The organism is Amycolatopsis sp. cmx-11-51 (assembly GCF_047608665.1).
Taxonomy (GTDB): domain Bacteria; phylum Actinomycetota; class Actinomycetes; order Mycobacteriales; family Pseudonocardiaceae; genus Amycolatopsis.
Genome location: NZ_JADNQO010000001.1, coordinates 946,352 through 966,850, shown reverse-complemented (window position 1 = coordinate 966,850; position 20,499 = coordinate 946,352). Strand labels below are relative to the sequence as shown.

Here is a 20,499-nt window from a genome sequence, read left to right as displayed (position 1 = left end):
TTCCATCACCGCAACGACAAGCGAGGGATTCCATGATCGGCAACAAGGTCTACATGATCGCCGGGGGCGTGTTCTGCGTTCTCTTCATCGCACTGGCGATGGTCGACTTCTCCACCGGCTACCCGGAGGACGGCCTCGAAGACCTGGGTTACGCCGCGCTGAGCGCCATCGCCGGCGGCGTGCTCTTCGTCCTCGACCGTCGTCAGCGTGAGCGCCGGGCGGCCGCCGGATCGCAGCGTGACGCCCGATGAGGAACATCGACGGCGGCTTTCTCGCCGCTCCGGACCAGGCCGCGCTCGACCAGCGCGAACGGGACGTCCGCAAGGGCAAGCTCGCGCTGATGCTGACCGTCGCCGGCGCGTTCGTCGCGCTGGTCGCCGGTTACCAGGTCCTCATGGACTTCTCGCCGGTCTCGCTGGTCGTGACGTTGATCGCGCTGGCCGCCGCCGTCGGTGGCGGCGTGCTCACCAAACACCTGATGCGTGCCGTGCGGTTCCGGGTGCACAAACCGAACGCGGGCCTGATCGGTGCCGCGAAACTCGCCGGGCTCCTGGTGGCCTTCTTCGCGATCGCCGCCCTTCTCGGCTCGATCGAAGCGCCCGGACCGCTGCGCATCGTCCTGATCGCCGTCGGCTGCGGCGCCATCGCCTACGTGAAGTCGCTGCACGACCAGCAGTGGGTGCTCTTCGAACTGGACGCGGTCGGCGTCCGGGTCGAGCGGACGGTCGTGCCATGGCGTGACGTCACCCGGCTCACCACCGACCCCGTCGGCCCCGGAATGACCCGGCTCGGCGCGGTCCCGGTCAACGCGGAACCGCTCTACGTCGCCGTCCAGGACAGCGAACTCGACCCGAGCTTGCTGGCCGTCGCCGTCGGCCGCTTCGCGCCGCAGGGGATCTTGTTGACGGGCGCTCAGAACCCCGTCAATTGAGCGGCACCGCGCAGGCCGAGCCCTCGGCGGTAGGCCCGGTCGAAGTCGTCACCCAGCCGCTCCCGCACGGTCGCCCGGAGCAGGGCGGCGTCCAGATCGACGGCGAACGGGGTGCCCCGCACGGTCACCGCGGCGCCGATCAGGACCGCCGCCCGCTCGGGGTCGCCCCGGAGCAGCGCGACACCGGCGAGCCCCTCGACCGCGCAGGCCGCGGTGGTGCTGTCGTGCCACTGATCCGCCGAAGTGAGCGCCAGCCGGTGCAGTTCGTCCGCCCCGTCCGCGTCACCTTCGGCGGCCAGGACCCAGCCGAGCGAGATCCTCGCGACGGCGCGGACCCCCTCGGACGCGAACGAGCCGCCGGGGCACTCCGCGAGCGCGAGTTCGCTCAGCGTTCGAGCCGCGGCCAGGTCGCCTTCGTGCCGGGCGAGGAAAGCGAGCCCGATGTAGCCCCCCGCCCGGCTTTCCGGCATCCCGGAGCGGCGCGCGATCTCGATGGCGAGTTCGTAATCCGCCCGCGCCCCCGCCGCGTCGCCGTGGAGCAGTTTGCTTCCGCCGCGACGGCACAGCAGGTCCGCGTTGTCGTCGGACGCGCCGAGTTCCCGCATCAGCCGGAGTGCCTCGTTCATCGTTTCGAGGGCTTCGGCCTGCCGGTTCGTCCAAGTCAGGATCTGTGACAGGTGGTCGAGGGCCATCGACAGGCCCCAGCGTTCCCCGAGTTCCCGAAACGCGTCCGCACCCTCGCGCAGGAAGCCTTCCGCCGGTTCGAGATCGCCCTGCATCAGCGCGCGGAGGCCGTAACCGGTCGGCGCGAGGGCGAGGCTCCAGGCGTCGCTGTGCGCCAGCAGGGCCTGACTGCGCCTGATCAGCGCGTCGTCGTCACCCGGCGGACCGGTCACGACACCCATCAGCAGGAGCAGCGCCGGATTCCGCGGCGCCTCGGCCATGTTCCGCACGAGGTCGTCCATAGCCGGGTAGTGGCGGACGAGGGCCTCGTGGCCACGGAGTCCGGCGGCGGCGTTGAGCACGGAGAGCTGGTACTCCTCTTCGAGACCGTCCGGCGGCCGCTGTCCGAGGTGTTTGATCACTTCCAGGCTCAGCGTCGAGCCTTCGAACCGGCGCCCGCGCATCCACCAGTACATCACCAGCGACGCCGAAAGTCGCAGCGCGATCCGCGCGTCGGCCTCGGAAGCCCAGCGCAACGCGGCCAGGAGGTCGTCGTAGGCGGCGTCGAGACGGTCGAGCCAGATCAGCTGGTCACCGGTGCGCAGAAGCGGGTCAGCCTCTTCAGCGAGGGCGAGGAAGTACTCGGCGTGCGTACGCCGCATCTGCTCGGTCTCGCCTGCTTCGGTGAGTTTCTCGGCGAAGAAGGCTCGGATGGTTTCGAGCATTCGATAGCGATTCCCGGTGCGTTCGACGAGTGATCTGTCCACAAGGGACGGAAGCAGGTCCTCGATGTCCGGCACGGCGCAGACCGCCTCGGCGTCGGCGAGGCTCGTGGCGCCGGCGAACACGGTCAACCGCCTGCCGAGCCGCCGTTCGTCCTCGTCGAGCAGGTCCCAGCTCCATTCGACGACGCCGCGCAGGGTGCGATGCCGGTTCTCGGCGACCCGGCTTCCGCGCGAGAGCAGGCGGAATCGGTCATCGAGCCTGGCGGCGATCTCGCCGACGGGCAGCGTCCGGACACGTGCCGCGGCGAGTTCGATGGCCAGCGGCAGCCCGTCCAGCGCGGCGCAGACACGCTGGACGTCGCCCGCGGTGGTGTCGTCGACGGCGAATCCCGGGTCATTGGCCTGAGCGCGGTCGGCGAACAGGCGCACGGCGGCGAACTCCAGCGACCGGCCGGGCGCCGTACCCGGCGGTGGCACGGCGAGCCGCGGCACGGGGGAGACGACCTCGCCGGTGATGCCCAGCGGTTCGCGGCTGGTGGCGAGCACCCGCAGAGCCGCGGCCGCGCCGAGCAGCCGGGCGGCCAGTTTCGCGGCGGCGTCGACCAGGTGCTCGCAGTTGTCGAGCACCAGCAGCACCGCCCGGTCGGCCAGCGCGTCGATCAGCCGCTCGAGCGGCGCGTTCTCCACCGGAGCGGTGACCGTGCCGAGCGGGACCGTTCGCAGGCCGAGCGCGGTCAACACGGCGTGGGCGACATCGGTGTCCTCGGTGTAGGGCGCGAGTTCGACGAAGACCACCGGGAGGTCCATCTCGGCGGCAGTCTCGATGGCGAGCCGCGTCTTACCGGTCCCACCGGGCCCCGTCAGCGTCACCAGCCGGGAGCGGTCCAGCTGGGCGAGCACGTGCCGGACATCGCCTTCGCGGCCGATGAAGCTGGTGAGCTGGGCGGGGAGCGGCGCCGTCTTGGCCTTGGCGGGCGGCTTCTCACCGCGCAACACGGCCAGATGCGCGGCGGCGAGGTCCGGCCCGGGATCGGTGCCGAGTTCCTCGGCGAGGACGCGTCGGGCGCTCTCGAACGCGGTCAGCGCGTCAGCGTGGCGCCCGGCGGCGTGCAGTGCGCGGATCAGCAGCGCATGTGGCCGTTCCCGCAGCGGTTGGTCGTCGATGACCTCGCGAAGTTCGGCGAGGACGTCTTCGTGTCTTCCCAGCCTGAGGTCGGCCTCGACGCGGTCCTCGATCGCCGACGTTTTCAGCTCGTTCAGTCTCGTGACCTGGGGATCGCGGAACGGCGCGTCGGTGATATCCGCGAACGCCGGGCCACGCCAGAGACCGAGAGCGTCGTGAAGCAGTTCGGACGCCTTCGCGGCATTTCCCGCTGTAAGAGCGCGCCGTCCTTCGGCGGCGAGCCGCTCGAACCGGTGCACGTCGACGTCGTCGGAGTCCACGGCCAGCCGGTAGCCCGCCGGGCTGAACTCGACGGGTGCGAGGTCCCTCAGCGCGCCGCGCAGCCGCGAGACCTGCGATTGCAGCGCGTTCGCCGCGCCTTCGGGTGGCTGCTCGCCGTAGAGACCGTCGATGAGCCGCTCCGCCGGGACGACCCGGCCCGCCTCCAGCGCGAGCAACGCGAGCAACGTCCGGACCCTGGGCCCGCCGACCGCGACGGCGGCGCCGTCCTCACGCCGCACCTCCGTCGCCCCCAGAACGCCGAATCGCATGGGTCAGAGACTAGGCCTGGAAGCGCAGCTTTTCCGTTGAGGGCGGTGGCGGGGGCATGGATGGATCAGAGCATTGTCGACCTGGGCGGATCCAGCCCGCCCGAGATCGGCTGAATGGCGTCTATACACTTCGGCCGGTCCCCACGCAATGGGAGAGGGCTGCGGGAGAGGGTGAAGAGGAATGTCTGAGCAGGAACAGGTGGTCCTCGGTCAGCCGACCGTGGGCGACGAAGAACTCGCGGCTGTCGCCGAAGTCTTCCGGTCCGGCTGGCTGGCAGGCGCCGGCCCCGCGTGCCGCCGCTTCGAGGAGCGCTTCGCGCGGACCGTCGGCACCGCGCACGCCCTGACCACCAGCAACTGTGGCTCCGCACTCTTCCTCGGGCTGCGTGTACTCGGTGTGAAGCCGGGCGATGAGGTCATCGTCGGCGACTACACGTTCCCCGCCACCGGCCACGCCGTGCTCCAGGCGGGTGCGACGCCGGTGTTCGCCGACATTCGCCCGGACGTGTGGAGCGCCGACCCCGTTTCGATCGAAAGCTTGATCACCCCCCGCACCGTCGGCATCCTCGCCGTCGACGTCGCCGGGCAGCCGGGAGATTTCGACGAGTATCGCGCCATCGCCGACAAGCACGGCCTGTGGCTCTTCGAGGACGCCGCCTGCGCCGCGGGCGCAACCTACAAGACCCGCCCGGCCGGCAGCCTCGCCGACCTGGCCGCGTTCTCCTTCCACGGCCGCAAGGGCATCACCGCCGGCGAGGGCGGCGCGCTGGTCTCGGACCGCGAAGACCTCATCGCGCACGCGCGCAAGCTGCACACTTACGGCATCGAGCCCGCCATCACGCGTGAGGGCGCTGGCGCGCTGCCGATCCCGGAGTTCCACGAACTGGGTTACAACTTCCGGCTCTCCGACGTGCAGGCCGCGATCATGAACGTCCAGCTGGACCGGCTCCCGGACCTGCTCTCGGCCCGCCGGTCGGTGGCCAAGCGCTACCACGAGGCGTTCGAGAACCTGTCCGCTCTCGACGTCCCGGTCGAACTGCCGGACCGCGAGCACCCGTGGCAGGCCTACCTCCTCACGGTGGCCCCGGAGATCGACCGTGACGCGCTCGCGCTGCGGATCCGCGAGCAGGGCGTGCAGTGCAACTTCGGCACCTACGCCTCGCACCTTCAACCCATCTACGGCAAGAACCAGACCTTGCCGGTCTCGGCGGACCTCTTCGCCCGTCACCTCGCCATCCCGATGCACGCCAACCTCACCGATGCCCAGGTCGAACGGGTCATCGAGACCGTCTGCGCCGCACTGCCGAGCTAGGAGAGAAATGCCCGACAAGAAGGTCCTCTTCACCGGGGGCGGCGGTTTCATCGCCGCGCACGTCATCCCGATGCTGATCGAAGGCGGCTACACCGTCCGCGTCTTCGACAACATGACGCGCGGCGACCGCGCCAGGATCAACGAGTTCGTCGCCACCGGCAAGGTCGAACTGGTCGAGAAGGACGTGCGCTACGGCGGCGCCGTGCGCGAGGCCATGCGTGGCTGCACGCATGTGATCCACTTCGCCACCGTGTCGATCAACAAGTCGGTCGCGGACCCGCACGAGTCCATCGACATCAACATGGTCGGCAACCACAACGTCTTCGCCGCCGCGGCGGACGAGGGTGTCGAGCGGGTCGTGTTCGCGTCGACCGCGTCCGTCTACGGTGACCCGAAGCGGCTGCCGATGCACGAGGACGACGAGCTCAAGCCGCTCACGCCGTACTGCATCTCGAAGCGCGCGGGCGAGGACATGCTCGGCTTCTACGAGCGCACCAAGGGCCTGTCCTGGAACGCGCTCCGGTTCTTCAACGTGTACGGCCCCGGCCAGAAGATCGAGGCCTACTACACGTCGGTGATCAACCACTTCATCCAGCGCCTGCGGGCGGGTCAGCCGCCGGTCATCGACGGCCGCGGCGACCAGTCGATGGACTTCGTGCACGTCACGGACCTGGCCCGCGCCGTCGTCTCGGCGCTGGAGTCGGAGCAGGCAAACGTGCCGATCAACATCGGCACCGGCATCGACACCTCCATCGCGACGCTGGCGAAAATCCTCATCGACGCCGTCGGCGTCAACGTCGAGCCGCTGTTCAACGAGCGTGACGTGCTGGTTTCGCGGCGTGCCGCGGACATCTCCCGTGCCCGTGAGGTCCTCGGCTGGGAGCCGAAGATCTCCGTGGAAGAGGGCATGCACGAGCTGGTCAAGGCCTCGGAATGAGCCCCGCCGACGTGCTCTTTCCCGCGGAGGCGGCGTGGTAATGGCGCCGGGGGAGAGCCGCCACCTTCGCATCGCTGTCGTCAACAACTTCTTCCCGCCGAGGGTGGGCGGAAGCGCGCACATGGCGGCGTCCCTGGCCGAGCAGTACGCGGCACGCGGGCACGAGGTGCTCGCGATCACCGCGGCCTACGCCGACGCCCCGGCCGACGAGACGAAGGACGGCTACCGCGTCGTCCGCCTGCCCGCGGTGAAGATGCCGCAGCTGGGCCTGTCGATCGACTTCGACATGAGCTTCGCCTCGCCGCGGCCGGGGAACTGGCGGCGGCTGTGGAAGCTGCTGGACGAGTTCAAGCCGGACGCGATCCACCTCCACGGGCAGTTCTTCGACCTGTCCTGGCTGGCCGGGTTGTACGCGCGGCGGCGGAAACTGCCGACGCTGCTGACCATCCACACGCTGCTGATCAGCGACAACAAGCTGTACGGCGGCGTCTTCCGGTTCCTGGACACCGTGCTGGTGAACCCGATCCTGCGCTACCTCAAGCCGCGGTACGTCATCCTCGACAAGCTCGGGGTCGACTACTGCGTCGAGCGCTACGGCACCAGTGACGACAACTCGGACTACTTCCCGATCGCCGTCGACACCGGGCACTTCGAGAAGCCGCTCACGAAGGATGTCCGGGCGGAGCACGAACTCGGCGACGGTCCGGTGATCGTCTCGCTCGGGCACGTGATCCCGCTGCGCAACCGGCTCCCGCTGGTCGAGGCGCTTCCGTCCATTTTGGCCAAGCACCCCGAGGTGAAGGTGGTCGTCGTCGGCCGCGTGTACCACGACGTCTTCCTGAAGCGGGCGGAAGAACTCGGCGTCGCGGACGCCATCATCGTCACCGGCGCCGTGCCGAAGGCGGACGTGCCCGCGTACTTCGCCGCGGCCGACATCGTCACGCACGACCTCAACGGCGGCTGCGGCACCGCGTCACTGGAGGCGATGCTCTCGGGCACCGCGACCATCGCGTCGGTCACCGAGGACAACTATCCCGGCATCGAACTACGCAACGGCGAGAACATCCTGCTGGTGCGGCCGGACGACAGCGAGGCGGTGGCGAACACCGTCATCGAGCTGCTCGACGACCCGGAGAAGCGGGCTTTGGTGGCACGGCGGGAAAGCGCGATGGTGCGGGCCAACTTCGGCCTCGACGTCGTCGCCGAGGAACACCTGCGCACCTTCGAGAAACTGGTGACCGAGGCCGATGTTCTTCGATGACGAGCGCAGCAACCGCCTGCGCCCGCAGATCCTGACCGAACTCGTCTCGCAGTACATGAACGACGCCGAGCGCGCTCGTTTCTACGGACTGCCGGAGTCGACGCGGGTCCGCGAGCGGGTCAAGATCATCAGCCCGGAGAACCTGAAGATCGGCGAACACTGCTGGATCGGCGAAGGCGCCGCGCTCGACGCTAGCGGCGGGCTGGAGATCGGCGAGCACACCAGCATCGGCCTGAACACGCTGATCTTCACGCATTCCAGCTGGCTCGCGAACATGACGCTGCAGAACCACTCCGGCAGCGACCTCATCGAACGCAAACCGGTGAAGATCGGCAAGGGTTGCTTCATCGGCGGCCTCGTGGTGATCATGGCAGGCGTGACGATCGGCGACTTCGCCACCGTGCAGCCGAACTCCGTGGTCGCCAAGGACGTCCCGCCGCGTACTTTGGTCGCCGGCAACCCCGCGCGCGTGTTCCAGAGGTACGACGACGAGTACATCGAGTCCGAAGTGGAGCGTGTGCGCGGCGAGAACGCCCGGCGCCGGGCGCTGGCGGAGGAACGCGGTGACACTCCGGGGTCGTGGGGCGCTCCGGCCGGCGACTTCACGGAGTAGCCGCTGCGGCCCCGCAACTCCCCACCGTAATGGGATGTCACTTTCCGTGGTGATACGTTCACCGGGAAACCATGGGAAGATGGTCCGGTGATCACGGGCGAAGGAGGAGTTCGATGAGTGTTGTGCACTGGCCTCACCGCCTCCTGACCCTCGACGACTGGGCCGCGCTGCCGGAAGAACCCGACTTCCGGGCAGAGGTCGTCGAAGGAGTCCTGGTCTTGGCCCCTCGGCCGATGTCATTCCATCAGCTCGCGGTCACTCGCCTCGGGTACCTGCTGAACGAGCACTTGCCCGAACCGCTCATGGCGCTTTCGGAGGCCGAGCTCGTCGTCGCGGAACTTCCCTTGACGGTTCGTGTCCCGGACGTTCTCGTCACGGCGACGGAACTCGTCGAAAAGAACCTGCCTCGTTACGCCGCCGAGGACGTACAGCTCGTGATCGAAGTCCTGTCGGAAGGTACCGGCCGTACCGACCGGGTCACCAAGTTCTCCGAGTACGCGGAGGGCGGGATCGAGCACTACTGGATCGTCGACCTCGACGCTCCGGCGAGCATGATCACCTACCGCCTGGTCGACGGCGAATACGAGAACTTCGGCGAGCACACCGGCAAGGTGTCCCTCGACTTCGACGGCACCCCGCTCACTCTCGATCTCGACGCCCTCACCACGCGGCGCGCGCAGCGTCCCTGAGCAAGCTTCTCGGAACCCAGGCGCCCCGCGGTGATCGAAGCCGGCGGGAACCAGCACCCCGCCGAGCCCGACTACTAAGCTCAGTGTGCGAGTTTCCGGCCGGAGGGTATGTCCAGATGAGGTTCAAGCGGTTCGGCGCGTCGCTGCTGGTCGTCGGGGTGGCGTTGCTGGGTGCCGCGAATCCGGCGATGGCCCACGAGGAGCTGAAGAGCAGCGACCCGGCGAAGGGCGCTTCGCTGGCGACGCCCCCGACCCAGATCAAGCTGACCTTCTCCGGCCCGGTCACCGTCGGGGCGGATCCGATCCAGATCACCGGGCCCGAGAACGCGAAGTGGACCGTCGGCCGGGCGGAGGCCGCCGGTGCCGTGATCACCGCGCCGGTCCAGGCCGTCGGGCCCGCGGGCGAGTACACGTTGCGCTACAACGTGACCTTCGCGGACTCGCATGAGTCCAGCGGAACGGTGAAGTTCACCCTCAGCGCCCCGGCCGTGCCCCCGTCGTCCAGCGGCGCGGCGGCCCAGGAGAACAACGAGACCAGCGCCGCCCCGGCGCCGCAGGCCCAGGAGGCCACTCCCGAAAGCCTGGTGCCGGGCTGGGTGTGGATCGTCCTCGCGGTCGCCGTGGTGGCGGCCGGGATCGTGGTCGCGCTCCGCCTCACTCGCCGCAAGCGCGACCAGCCCTGAGGTCAGCCGTGGCCGACACCGGTGTTCCCCGCGGGCAGGTCCTTGCCGGAGGCGTCGAAGGCGGTCAGTTCCAGCGGGTCGGCACCCGAGTCGAACCAGAACACGACGATGTTCGGGTCCACGCTCCACGGCGCCTGGTGCGCGGTGACGTTCTTGCCGTCCACCTTCGCGGTGATCTTCACGGGGGGACCGGCGTAGTAGCCGAACGACGGATAGCCGCTGATCCCGCCGGACACCGCGTGGAAACCGGGCGCCTTGTCGGAGCCCGCGAACTCGTTGGCGGTGATGCCCGCGGTCACCTGGCCCCCGGCCGGACGGCGCCCCGCCATGATCCCGAAGGTCGTCCCCGGAAGCTGCTCGACGTCGACCTTCACGCCGTAGAACACCAGCTCACCGCCGTCACCCTGGACACCGGTGCCGATGACGTCGCCCCACGGGGTGTCGTCGGGCTGGGCCTCGGCGGCCTGAACGGTGGCGGGTGCCGGAGCGGGGGCGGCGTTCGCCGTCAGGGTGCTCATGAGCACCACGGCCAGCACCGCGCCGCCTGCCAGGAGCGTCCGCTTCCCGGGTGGTTTCATTGGTGTTCCCCCCCCGTGGCCGAAGATCATCCAGAGACACCTACGGGAGAGCGCCCCGAAAGGTTGAGGCAACCTTTCAGGTGGTCAACCGTCGAACGGAGATGAGGACCAGGGTGGCTCGTGGCGACGACGAGTTCGTCGAGTTCGTGCGGAACTCGTCGAACCGTCTGCAGCACGCCGCCTACCTGCTGACCAGCGATCGTCATCAGGCAGAGGACGCCGCGCAGACGGCGCTCGCCAAGACGTACGCTGCCTGGTCGCGGGTACGCCGCAAGGACGCCTACGCCTACGCGCGGCAGGTCCTCGTCAACCACATCATCGACGGCTGGCGGCGCCCGATCCGCGAGAACGCCACCGAGGAGATCCCCGAGCGGCCGAGCGGCGCGGATGTCGCCAATGCCGTTGTCCAGCGGAAATGGCTGCTTGACGCGTTGCGTACGCTCACAGACCGGGAGAGGGCGGTCGTAGTGCTTCGGCACTTCTTCGACTTGAAGGAGTCCGACGTGGCCGGCGAACTGGGTGTCTCGGTGGGCACCGTGAAGAGCACCAACTCCCGTGCCTTGACGAAGCTGCGGATCACCGCGGAGGACGGAACGGAACTGATCGGGGGGCTGGGCCGATGACCGATCTCGAGACACTGCGCTCGGCGCTGCGGGAGCCGCTCGTCGAGGAGTTCGCCGCGCCAGACCTCGGCGCGATCATGACCAAGGGCAGGCGTATCCGCCGCCGTCGCCGTCTGGCGACCGGAGCGGGCGGTGTCGCCGCCACCGTGGTGACGGTGCTGGTCATCGTCGGCGCGGTCGCCCTCCGCGAGCCCGCACAGCAACCCCAGGTCGTCCCGCCCGCCGCGAGTGCCCCGTCGTCCTCACCGGCGTCGCCGGTCCCGACGGTCACCACGGCGCCGTACCCGCAGGCCGTGCCGCTGGGCGACGTGGTCCCCCTCGGCGTCAAGGGTGAGGGCGGCCGGGAGCTGGTGCTCTACGCGTCCGCGTTCGCCGAGCCGTCGCAGCCGCGCATCCAGTTCGGTCTTCATGTCGCCTACCGCAACGACGATGGCACCTACGACGCGCTGTTGGCTACCAACGAATACAAGGGCTCGGACCGGTCGTTCGGCTTCCACGCCACGGACGGCGGCGAGCTGATCGGGGACACGTTCGTCCCCGTGTTCGGCTACTTCGCCGGTCCGGCGGCGCGGATCACCAGCACCGTCCGGGGTAAGCCGGTCGAGGCGAGGACGGCCGTCTGGAGCGAAGACCCGTCTGTCGTGATCTTCTGGTTCGAGGGCTCCGAAGTGGAGTCGTCGAACGTGCTGACCCCTCTCATCGCCTACGACGCGAAGGGCCTGCGCCTCACCAAATAACGCAATTAGTCCTCTAGTTGCGGTACTTGCACACGCAAGGACCGCAACTAGAGGACTAATTGCGAGAGAAGGTCACGCCGAGGCTTGGGTGAGCACCTGGTCGACGACGGCGTGCGAAGGCAGGATCAGGTCCCGCTCGGTGTCGGCGTCGATCTTGCCCTCGAGCAGTTCGAGGAACCGGTCCAGCTGGGTCGCGAGAGGCTCGCGCGCGGTGACCAGTTCCGGGATCTCGATGACGGTCTGCTGCCGGTAGCCGAGGCCGTCCTCGGTGACCGAGTCGTGCGAGACGTGCCGGTAGATGGTGACGTCGCGGCGGAGCAGGTCGATCTCGATCATGCGGTCCAGTTCGGACACCCAGAGCGAGCGGACCTTGCGCTGGCCGAGGCGGGACGCGGAAACCGTGGCGAGCCCGGACTCGAACGACAGCACCGTCTCGATGGTGTCTTCGGCGCCCTCGACCGAATTCGGGTGGAAGTAGCCGGCACCGGAGGCGACCCGCTGCGGGGTCGCGCCGCCGAAGAACTGGATTGCCAGGTCGACGTCGTGCACCAGCAGGTCCCACGCGACACCGGTCTTGATGCGCGGCGCGTACGGGCCGTGGCGGCGGGCCATCAGGTGGATGGGCTCGTTGACCAGCGCCCGCGCGGTCATCACGGCCGGGTTGTAGCGCTCCAGGAGCCCGCACATCAGCGGAACGTCCTTCTTCGCCGACAGCCCCACGATCTCCTTGGAGAATTCAAGGCTGTTGCAGACCGGCTTCTCGACCAGCAACGGCTTGCCCTGGCCCAGGATCTCCTGCGCCAGCTCGTAATGCGCCTCGGTGGCCGAAGCGAGCACGACGGCGTCCACATCGGACAGCGAGCCGATTTCGGGCGTCCACTGGGTTTCGTAGCGCTCGGCGACCTTGCGGCCCGCCTCTTCACGCGGGTCGATCACGCGGACGAGGTCCACGTGCTCGTTCGCGGCGAGGACACGCGCGTGCAGCGAACCCATGTTCCCGGTGCCGATGAGGGCGATCTTGTGCGTCGTCATGCGCCGAGGACCTCGCGAACCGTTTCGATGATGGTGTCCAGGTCGGACTCGGAAAGGTGCGGGTGCACCGGCAGCGAAAGCGCCTGCGCGGCAACGGAAGCGGCCACCGGGAAATCCTCGACCTTCGCGTCGGGGATCAGCGGGTTGTTCCGGTAGCAGTCGTAGTCGAAGACGATCTTCGGGTAGTAGATCCCGTTGCCGATGCCGCGTTCGGTGAGGGCGGCGGCGAGTTCGTCGCGCGAGAGGAACGCGTGCGGGCCGACCAGCACGGTGTACTGGTGCCACACGTGCTCGCGGCCCGGCAGGACCTGCGGGAGGTCGAGACCCGGGGTGCCGGCGAGGCCTTCGGTGAGGCGCTTCGCGTTGGCCTGGCGGGCGGCGGTGAGCTGGTCCAGCTTCTCCAGCTGCGGGATGCCGACCGCGGCGTGCAGGTCGGTCATCCGGTAGTTGTGCCCGGCGACCTCGTACTGGTACCGGGCGCGCATGCCCTGGTTACGCAGTACGCGCAGGCTGTCCGCGAGCCCATCGTCGTCCGTGGTGATCACGCCGCCTTCGGCGGTGGTCACGTTCTTGGTGGCGTACAAGGAGAAGCAGCCGATCCCGAAGGAACCCGACGGCTTGCCCTGGAACGACGCGCCGACGGCCTGCGCGGAGTCCTCGATGACCTTGAGGCCGTGTTCGGCGGCCAGCGGCGCGAGCTTGCCCATGTCCGCGGTCTGCCCGTAGAGGTGGACCGGCATGAGGACCTTGGTGCGGTCGGTGATCGCGGCGGTGACGGCGTTCGGGTCGATCGCGAAGTCGTCGCGCCGGATGTCGGCGAAACGGACGGTCGCGCCGGCTTCCAGTATCGCGTTCAGCGTCGCCACGAAGGTGAACGGCGAGGTGACGACCTCGTCGCCCGGCCGCAGGTCGAGCACCTGAATGGCGGCGACCAGCGCGGTGGTGCCGTTGTTGACGGCGATCGCGTGCTTCGTGCCGGAAACGCTCGCGAACGCGTCCTCGAAGCGCTTGACCATCGGTCCCTGTGCGATGGCGCCGGATCGCAGCACCTCGACGACGAGGTCCTCCGCGTCACGGACGTCGACCACGGTAATGGGGATCATCTGCAAGTCTCTCTCGACTGGGCGTTCTGGTGCGTCCGGTACAGTGAGCCGCCGGTTCTGCGCCCGGCCGCCCTCTCTGGCGCGGGCCACACGTTACCGGGACCGCCGAAGCGCCCAATACCCCAGGCTGCCTCCAGCCACAACGAACGGATCTCACGTGGTGAACCGCATCCACCCGACAGCAGTCATCGGCGAGGGTGTCGAACTCGGTGAAGACAACGTCATCGGGCCGTTCACGGTCATCGTGGGCCCCACGCGGCTCGGCGACGGCAACTGGATCGGCCCGCACGTGACCATCGGGACGCCGGGCGAGGACCGCGGCCGCGAGCACCCCGCCGCCTGGGAATCCGCGCCGAACGGTGATCCCGATCACGACGGCCACGGCGTCGTCATCGGCAGCCGCAACCGCGTTCGCGAGTACGTCAGCGTCCACCAGGGCACCTGGCGCACGACCACCATCGGCGACGGCGGCTACTTCCTCCGCGGCTCTCACATCGCCCACGACTGCCTGGTCGAGGACGCCGTCACGGTGGCCTCGAACGTCATCACCGGTGGCCACTGCCACATCTGGTCCGGGGCGAACCTGGGCATGGGCGCGATCCTGCATCAGCGGGTCGTCGTCGGCCCCGGCGCGATGGTCGGGATGAGCTCCGCGGTCCGCAGGGAGGTGGGCGCGTTCACCGTCGCCGTCGGCAACCCCGCGCGGGTGACCGGCGTCAATACCGTTGGCCTGTCCCGCCGAGGGCTGGACGAGGCCACCATCGAGGCATTGGGACCGTGGCTGAAGGGTAAGGCCGGTCTCCCTGAGGACGGGCTGGCCGACCGGCTGCCCGGCGACCTCTCTACCTTGGTGAAGGCGTGGGACGCCCGTCCGCGCGAGGAGCACTAGGAGTTCACAGATGGCGGAAGTCGACGGCAAGCTGCGTGAGGTCTTCGTCGAGGCACTGGACCTCGATGGCGAGGTCGACGTCGAAAACCTGAAGTACCGCGACATCGAAGCCTGGGACTCGGTGGGTCACATGGCGCTGGTCGCGGCCATCGAGGACGAGTTCGACGTGGAATTCGACACCGACCAGGTGATCGACATGTCGAGCTTCAAGGTCGCCTTGGACATGGTCACCGAGCTGAGCAAATGATTCCTCGCCGGGAAGAAGCACCTCGAAAAGAGCCCAAGTGATGCTCGAGGGCAAGGTCGCCCTGGTCACCGGCGGTACGCGGGGGATCGGGCTGGCCACCGCGCGGGCGCTCGCCGAGGCGGGTGCCACCGTCGTGCTGACCGGCCGTGACGAGGCCAGGGCCAAGGAAGCGGCGGCCGCGGCGGGGGCCGCGAGCGGGCTCGCGCTGGACGTCACCGACGCCAAGGCCGTGTCGACGGTGGTCCGCGGCGTTGCCAAGGAACACGGCAAGCTCGACATCGTGGTCGCCAACGCCGGGATCATGGAGGACGCGCTCCTCGGCATGATCCGCGACGAGCTGATCGACACCACGCTGAGCACGAACGTCGCCGGCACGCTGCACACCGTCCAGGCCGCGGCCAGGGCGATGATGCGCAAGAAAGCCTCGCCCGCCGGCGATAGAGGCACAAGCGCTGGCGCGATCGTCGTTCTCGCCTCGATCGTCGGCGAATACGGAAGCGCTGGTCAGACCGTATACGCGGCCTCGAAGGCGGCGGTGGCGAACATCGCGCGTTCGGCCGCGAAGGAACTCGGCCGCTCCGGGATCCGGGTCAACGCGGTGGCGCCCGGCGTCATCGACACCGACCTGACCTCGGGTCTGAGCGAGGACGCCAAGGCCGAGAACATCGGCAGGACCCCGCTCGGACGGCTCGGGACGCCCGAAGACGTGGCGAACGCGATCCGGTTCCTGGTCAGTGACGACGCAGCGTTCATCACCGGGCAGGTGCTGGGCATCGACGGAGGATTAGTTCTGTAATGACCCTTCTGGGTGTGGGTGCGCGACTGATCGACGTCACGAGCGGCAAGACGCTCGCGGGTGAGGAACTCGACACCGAGGTCACCCGCGTGGGGGCCGCGTTGTCACTGCTCCCGCCGGGCGCGTTGTTCGCGCGGATGTCGGTGGACCTCGGCAGCGTGCTGAACTACCTCGGCGCGTTCGAGGCCGGCCGTGCGATCGCGCTGATCGATCCGGCGCTGGACGCCGACGTCCTGGCGGGGCTCATCGAGCGTTTCCGCCCGGCCGCCGTGCTGTCCGCGCCGGACGCGCCCGCACCCCAGGGTTACGGCGCCTCCGACGGGCATTGGGTCCGCGAGTCCGCCGAGGGCGTCGAGCCGCATCCCGATCTCGCGGTCCTGCTGCCGACCAGCGGTTCCACCGGCAACCCGAAGCTGGTCCGGCTCTCGCGCGGCGCGGTGCTGGCCAACGCCGACGCGATCGCCGAGGTGCTCGGTATCGACCGGCACGAGATCGCGCCGACCAGCCTCCCGCTGCACTACAGCTACGGCCTGTCCGTGCTGAACTCGCACCTCGTCCGCGGCGCGACCGTGGTCATCGAGCCCTCGGGTGTGCTGGGGCGCGGGTTCTGGGACGCGGTCAACGAGTACGAGGTGACGTCGCTCGCCGGGGTTCCGTACCACTACGAGATGCTGCGGCGCCTCAAGTTCGACCCGGCGAAGTACCCGACGCTGCGCACGCTGACCCAGGCGGGCGGCAAACTCCGCGATGACCTCGTCGCCCAGTTCAACGACAAGATCCGCGAGGTCGGCGGGCGGATGTTCGTCATGTACGGGCAGACCGAGGCCGGGCCGCGGATGACCACCGTCCCGGCGGAGCGGCTCGCGGAGAAGCTCGGTTCGGCCGGGCCCGCGCTGCCAGGTGGCTCGTTCGCCGTCCGGCGCGAGAACGGTTCCGAGACCAAGCATCCGAAGATCGTCGGCGAGGTCGTTTACCGCGGGCCCAACGTGATGATGGGGTACGCCGACGACGAGGCCGGGCTGGCCGCCGGCGACGAATGGGGCGGCGTGCTGCCCACCGGCGACCTCGGCTACCTCGACGAGGACGGGTTTCTCTACCTCACCGGACGGCTCAAGCGGATCGGCAAGGTCTTCGGCAATCGGGTCAGCCTGGATGATCTCGAGCACGCCGTGCGTTCCGCTTCGGTGGGGATCGACGTCGTGGCCGCCGTCCCGGCAGGGGACAAGGTCGTCCTGTTCGCCGAAGGGGCCGACAAAGATATGTGCAAGGACGCCGCGAAGGCGCTGTCCGAGCGGCTGCACCTGCACACCAGCGGGTTCGACGTCCGCGCCTGCGACACCGTGCCGCTGCTCGCCAGCGGCAAGATCGACTACCGGTCGCTGGAGGCCAAGGTATGAGTGTGTTCACGCTCTCGCAGGCAGAGCGCGAGAAGTCGCTGCTCCCGCGGTTGGCCGGGCTGACCGCGCACCACCGCGAGAACTCCGAGGGGTACGACCGGATCCTCTCGTCGCTGGGCATCGCGCGGGACGCGTCGTTCGCCTCCATCGCGGACCTGCCCTGGTTGCCGGTGCGGATGTTCAAGACGCACGACCTCAAGTCCATTCCGGACTCCGAGGTCTTCAAGACGCTGACGTCCTCGGGCACCACCGGCGCGGGCGCGTCGCGGATCTACCTGGACAAGGCCGCCGCCGGCGCGCAGACCAAACAGCTCGGCGCGACACTGCAGGAGGTCCTCGGCGGCGAGCGGCTGCCGATGCTGATGGTCGACACCGTCGGCATCATCAAGAACCGCCGGTCGTTCTCCGCGCGCGGCGCTGGTGTGCTGGGCATGGCGAACTTCGGCCGCAAGCACACGTACGTGCTCGACGAGAACGACCAGCCGGACGTCGAGGCGGTCAAGACGTTCCTCGCGACCTACGGCGACAAGCCGTTCCTGATCTTCGGCTTCACCTTCATGGTGTGGCAGTACCTCTACGAAGTCGCGCGTGACCACGAGCTCGATCTGTCCAACGGGATCCTGATCCACTCCGGGGGCTGGAAGAAGCTGATCGACCGCGCGGTCGACAACACCGAGTTCCGCCGCCGGTTCAAAGAGGACACCGGCCTGGCGCGGATCCACAACTACTACGGGATGATCGAGCAGATCGGCACGGTGTTCCTTGAGGGACCGTCCGGGAACTCGTTGTACTGCCCCGATTTCGCCGACGTCGTGATCCGGGACCCGGAGACCTGGGAAGAGCAGCCGGTCGGCGAACCCGGGGTGATCGAGGTCGTCAGCACGCTGCCGCATTCGTACCCGGGTCACGTCCTGCTCACCGAGGATCTCGGTGTCTACCACGGAATCGACGACGGCGACTGGCCTGGCAAACACTTCTCGGTCATGGGCAGGCTGCCCAAGGCCGAGGCCCGCGGTTGCTCGGACACCTTCCAGGGAGCGGTGGCATGACCCTCGACCAGCGTTTCCCGCTTTCGGACGCGATCGAGGTCGACGAGCTCGTCGACGAACTGCGTGCCGAGCCCGTCGGCGGACGGCTGCGCGTGGGTGACCCGCGTGTCGTCGAGTTCCTGACGAAGTTCGCGCGCAAGCTCCTCGCGCCCGCGACGGCTCGCCGCTTCCCGGAGCTGGCGTCACTCGGTTTCTTCCTGCGCAAGGGAGAGATCGCCAAAGCATTGTCCACTTTGGAGACTTCTGGCGACGCACTGCGGTTCCCGCGTGGGCTGGTCTTCCACGTCCCGCCGGCCAACGTCGACACGATCTTCGTTTACTCATGGGCGCTTTCCGCGCTGGCGGGCAACCACAACGTCGTCCGCGTGTCGTCCCGTTCGGCCGGTGCCGCCGAAACGGTGCTGGAGGCACTGAACGCCGCGCTGTCCGAAGTGGACGCGGACACCGCCGCCGCGATCACCGCGACGCAGCGCATGGTCACCTACGACCGCAGCGACGCGATCAGCGGCGCGCTCTCGATCGCGGCGGACCTGCGGGTCATCTGGGGCGGCGACACTTCGGTCGCGGCGCTGCGCAAGTACCCGCTGGCGCCGCACGCGCGTGACTTGACCTTCCCCGACCGGTCGTCGTTCGCGGTCGCGTCGGTGCGTGGCTGGCAGAACGCCTCAGAGGCCGAGCGCCGCGGTGCCGCCGAAGGCTTCTACAACGACTCGTACTGGTTCGACCAGGCCGCCTGCTCGTCGCCGCGTGCGGTGTTCTGGGTCGGCGACGAAGCCGGGGCCAAGGAAGCCGGGCAGGAATTCCGGAAGCTGCTCGCCGAGGTGCTGGCGACGAAACAGCACGTCACCGAGCCCGCGATGGCCGTGCAGAAGCGGGTTTCGGCGTACGGCGCGGCCGTCGACGGGCTCGTCAGCGGCATCGAGTTCCAGGGCAACGGCATCGCGACACTGGAGCTGGCCGACCCCGCTGTCCTGCCGCGCGAATGGCTCGGCGCGGGCACTTTCGCCAACGCGCGGGTCGGCACGCTTTCCGACCTCGTGCCGATCGTCCTGCGCAAGGATCAAACCGTCGGTCAATTCGGCTTCACCAAAGAAGAATTGACGCAATTCGTGACAGAATTGGCTGGCCGCGGTGTCGACCGCGTCGTTCCCTTCGGATCGGCCCTGACGTTCTCCACGATTTGGGACGGCTACGATCTGCTGACCGAGTTCAGCCGTCTGGTGACCGTACAGGCTTGACCAGCGACGAAAGAGGCTTCAGCGAGGAGGTTCAGTGACGACTGTCGAAATGCCGGAAGGGGAGTCTTCGGTTGCGGTAAAGCAGCCGAAATCCACCAAGGCGAAGATCCTCGACGTCGTCCGCTGGATCGCCATCATCGCGGTCGTCGGTTTCGCCGCGAAGACCCTGGTCGCCAATTGGGACGAATTCTGGCGGACGTTGTCCGACGTCGCCTGGGAATCTTCCACGTTGAGCCTGGTCGCGCTGATCGCCGCGATCATGGTGTCGACCTACGGCTGGCAGGTCATGGTCGACGACCTCGGCAAGCCGATCGGCTACGCCCGTGGCGCGCAGATCTGTCTCGTCGGCTCGCTCGGCAAGTACGTGCCGGGGTCGGTGTGGGCGTATCTGCTGCAGATGGAACTGGGGCGCAAGGCCGGGCTCGCCAGGGCCCGGATCTTCACCGGTTCGCTGATCCAGCTCGGCGTCGGCGTGGTGTCCGCGTTGGTCGTGTCGCTGCTCGCGGCCCCCGCGGTGTTCAGCAACAGCCCGCGCGCGATGTGGCTGTTCGTGCTCATCCCGGTCGGACTGGCGATGCTGCATCCGCGCGTGCTCACCTGGGGCACGTCGCTGGTGCTGCGGATCCTGCGCCGCCCGCCGCTCGACCACCGGCTGAGCTGGTCGGTCGTCGGCAAGGTGTTCGGCTCGTCGACCGCCGCGTGGGCGCTGCAGGGTGTGCACCTGTGGCTGCTGGCGAACTCCGTCGGCACGCCGGGGTTCAGCGGATTCGTGCTGTGCGTCGGCGCGATGGCCGTCGCGATGACCGTCGGGACGTTCGCGTTCATCCTGCCCAGCGGGGTCGGCGTCCGCGAGGTCGCCCAGGTCGCCGTGCTGACCGCGTCGGGCCTCACCGTCGGCCAGGCGACGGCGTTCGCCATCGCTTCGCGGGTCATGTTCACCGTCGCCGACCTGATCACCGCCGCCTCCGCGGCCCTCTCCGCCCGCCTCGCCTCCCGCTGACACCCACCCGCGTTTCGTCCTCTGGTTGCGGTAGTTGCACGCGCAAGGACCGCAACCAGAGGACGAAACGCGCCGGAGACGCGGGGCGCCCGGCGGGTACTTCCGGAAGTTCCCTTGTCCTGTCCCGGTGGGAAAACGTCGGAGCGTCACCTACACCACGCGGACTTTACTCGCCCATTCGTGTCAAGTAACTGCGCTGAAAGAAACACCTTGGCGCGGCGATCGATACTTGACCGTAGTCTTTTCGTCAGGGCAGTGGCTCGGCCCGGGAGGGTGAGGATCA

The 20,499-nt window shown here is 68.6% G+C and carries 21 protein-coding genes; 17 read left to right on the top strand and 4 right to left on the bottom strand.

From position 1 onward, the window contains the following. The first annotated feature begins 32 nt into the window (after positions 1-32). On the top strand, positions 33-251 hold the full coding sequence (locus tag ACM6LU_RS04920) for a hypothetical protein (protein WP_414936341.1): 219 nt from the start codon (positions 33-35) through the stop codon (positions 249-251). Continuing rightward, positions 248-931, top strand: a complete 684-nt coding sequence (locus ACM6LU_RS04915) for a hypothetical protein (RefSeq protein WP_414936340.1) — start codon at positions 248-250, stop codon at positions 929-931. The genes ACM6LU_RS04920 and ACM6LU_RS04915 overlap by 4 nt, the downstream gene beginning before the upstream one ends. Here the strand turns inward: ACM6LU_RS04915 and ACM6LU_RS04910 are convergent. After that, positions 913-4,032 (bottom strand): BTAD domain-containing putative transcriptional regulator, encoded by a 3,120-nt coding sequence (locus ACM6LU_RS04910; RefSeq protein ID WP_414936339.1) that lies wholly within the window; start codon positions 4,030-4,032, stop codon positions 913-915. The two genes, ACM6LU_RS04915 and ACM6LU_RS04910, sit on opposite strands and share 19 nt — an antisense overlap. A 181-nt stretch (positions 4,033-4,213) precedes the next feature. Here ACM6LU_RS04910 and ACM6LU_RS04905 point away from each other — a divergent pair, with 181 nt between their 5' ends. The 6 genes from ACM6LU_RS04905 to ACM6LU_RS04880 all read left to right on the top strand — a co-directional run bounded on the left by ACM6LU_RS04905 (position 4,214) and on the right by ACM6LU_RS04880 (position 9,527). Then, a complete protein-coding gene (locus ACM6LU_RS04905; RefSeq protein ID WP_414936338.1) occupies positions 4,214-5,344 on the top strand; it encodes a DegT/DnrJ/EryC1/StrS family aminotransferase in 1,131 nt (376 codons plus the stop codon). 7 nt (positions 5,345-5,351) lie between these two features. After that, on the top strand, positions 5,352-6,281 hold the full coding sequence (locus tag ACM6LU_RS04900) for an NAD-dependent epimerase/dehydratase family protein (RefSeq protein ID WP_414936337.1): 930 nt from the start codon (positions 5,352-5,354) through the stop codon (positions 6,279-6,281). A gap of 40 nt (positions 6,282-6,321) precedes the next feature. Further along, the gene (locus tag ACM6LU_RS04895; protein WP_414937090.1) at positions 6,322-7,542 is read left to right on the top strand and encodes a glycosyltransferase family 4 protein; all 1,221 of its coding nucleotides are present in this window, start codon (positions 6,322-6,324) and stop codon (positions 7,540-7,542) included. Further along, a complete protein-coding gene (locus ACM6LU_RS04890) occupies positions 7,529-8,155 on the top strand; it encodes an acyltransferase (RefSeq protein ID WP_414936336.1) in 627 nt (208 codons plus the stop codon). Before ACM6LU_RS04895 ends, ACM6LU_RS04890 begins: the two co-directional genes overlap by 14 nt. A gap of 113 nt (positions 8,156-8,268) precedes the next feature. Next, the gene (locus ACM6LU_RS04885) at positions 8,269-8,844 is read left to right on the top strand and encodes a Uma2 family endonuclease (RefSeq protein WP_414936335.1); all 576 of its coding nucleotides are present in this window, start codon (positions 8,269-8,271) and stop codon (positions 8,842-8,844) included. Between the two features lie 116 nt (positions 8,845-8,960). Then, entirely contained in the window at positions 8,961-9,527 is a 567-nt protein-coding gene (locus ACM6LU_RS04880) for a copper resistance CopC family protein (protein ID WP_414936334.1), read from the top strand. A 2-nt stretch (positions 9,528-9,529) separates the two neighbouring features. Here ACM6LU_RS04880 and ACM6LU_RS04875 read toward each other — a convergent pair whose 3' ends face one another. Continuing rightward, complete coding sequence (locus tag ACM6LU_RS04875) at positions 9,530-10,105, bottom strand: hypothetical protein (RefSeq protein ID WP_414936333.1); 576 nt, start codon at positions 10,103-10,105, stop codon at positions 9,530-9,532. Positions 10,106-10,218: 113 nt separating this feature from the next. Here ACM6LU_RS04875 and ACM6LU_RS04870 point away from each other — a divergent pair, with 113 nt between their 5' ends. Together ACM6LU_RS04870 and ACM6LU_RS04865 are read left to right on the top strand one after the other, a co-directional pair. Next, positions 10,219-10,728 (top strand): SigE family RNA polymerase sigma factor, encoded by a 510-nt coding sequence (locus ACM6LU_RS04870; protein WP_414937089.1) that lies wholly within the window; start codon positions 10,219-10,221, stop codon positions 10,726-10,728. Beyond that, a complete protein-coding gene (locus ACM6LU_RS04865) occupies positions 10,725-11,465 on the top strand; it encodes a hypothetical protein (protein ID WP_414936332.1) in 741 nt (246 codons plus the stop codon). The genes ACM6LU_RS04870 and ACM6LU_RS04865 overlap by 4 nt, the downstream gene beginning before the upstream one ends. A gap of 72 nt (positions 11,466-11,537) precedes the next feature. Here the strand turns inward: ACM6LU_RS04865 and ACM6LU_RS04860 are convergent, their stop codons facing one another. After that, entirely contained in the window at positions 11,538-12,497 is a 960-nt protein-coding gene (locus ACM6LU_RS04860) for a Gfo/Idh/MocA family protein (protein ID WP_414936331.1), read from the bottom strand. After that, positions 12,494-13,600 carry a DegT/DnrJ/EryC1/StrS family aminotransferase gene (locus ACM6LU_RS04855; protein ID WP_414936330.1) on the bottom strand — a complete coding sequence of 369 codons (1,107 nt, stop codon included), beginning with the start codon at positions 13,598-13,600 and terminating at the stop codon, positions 12,494-12,496. Before ACM6LU_RS04855 ends, ACM6LU_RS04860 begins: the two co-directional genes overlap by 4 nt. A gap of 157 nt (positions 13,601-13,757) precedes the next feature. On the opposite strand from ACM6LU_RS04855, the gene ACM6LU_RS04850 reads away from it, so the two are divergent. From ACM6LU_RS04850 to ACM6LU_RS04820, 7 genes are read left to right on the top strand one after another with little or no spacing between them, the layout of a single operon-like run. Then, positions 13,758-14,489, top strand: coding sequence for a UDP-N-acetylglucosamine acyltransferase (locus ACM6LU_RS04850; protein ID WP_414936329.1), 732 nt, complete (start codon positions 13,758-13,760; stop codon positions 14,487-14,489). A gap of 10 nt (positions 14,490-14,499) precedes the next feature. Further along, positions 14,500-14,736 carry an acyl carrier protein gene (locus ACM6LU_RS04845; protein ID WP_414936328.1) on the top strand — a complete coding sequence of 79 codons (237 nt, stop codon included), beginning with the start codon at positions 14,500-14,502 and terminating at the stop codon, positions 14,734-14,736. A 40-nt stretch (positions 14,737-14,776) separates the two neighbouring features. Then, positions 14,777-15,532: a glucose 1-dehydrogenase gene (locus tag ACM6LU_RS04840; RefSeq protein ID WP_414936327.1), complete on the top strand. Its 756-nt coding sequence runs from the start codon at positions 14,777-14,779 to the stop codon at positions 15,530-15,532. Beyond that, complete coding sequence (locus ACM6LU_RS04835) at positions 15,532-16,929, top strand: AMP-binding protein (RefSeq protein WP_414936326.1); 1,398 nt, start codon at positions 15,532-15,534, stop codon at positions 16,927-16,929. Before ACM6LU_RS04840 ends, ACM6LU_RS04835 begins: the two co-directional genes overlap by 1 nt. After that, a complete protein-coding gene (locus tag ACM6LU_RS04830) occupies positions 16,926-17,978 on the top strand; it encodes an acyl-protein synthetase (RefSeq protein WP_414936325.1) in 1,053 nt (350 codons plus the stop codon). The genes ACM6LU_RS04835 and ACM6LU_RS04830 overlap by 4 nt, the downstream gene beginning before the upstream one ends. Beyond that, entirely contained in the window at positions 17,975-19,216 is a 1,242-nt protein-coding gene (locus ACM6LU_RS04825; protein WP_414936324.1) for an acyl-CoA reductase, read from the top strand. The genes ACM6LU_RS04830 and ACM6LU_RS04825 overlap by 4 nt, the downstream gene beginning before the upstream one ends. 34 nt (positions 19,217-19,250) lie before the next feature. Further along, positions 19,251-20,216 carry a lysylphosphatidylglycerol synthase transmembrane domain-containing protein gene (locus tag ACM6LU_RS04820; RefSeq protein WP_414936323.1) on the top strand — a complete coding sequence of 322 codons (966 nt, stop codon included), beginning with the start codon at positions 19,251-19,253 and terminating at the stop codon, positions 20,214-20,216. The last annotated feature ends 283 nt before the right edge of the window (positions 20,217-20,499 follow it).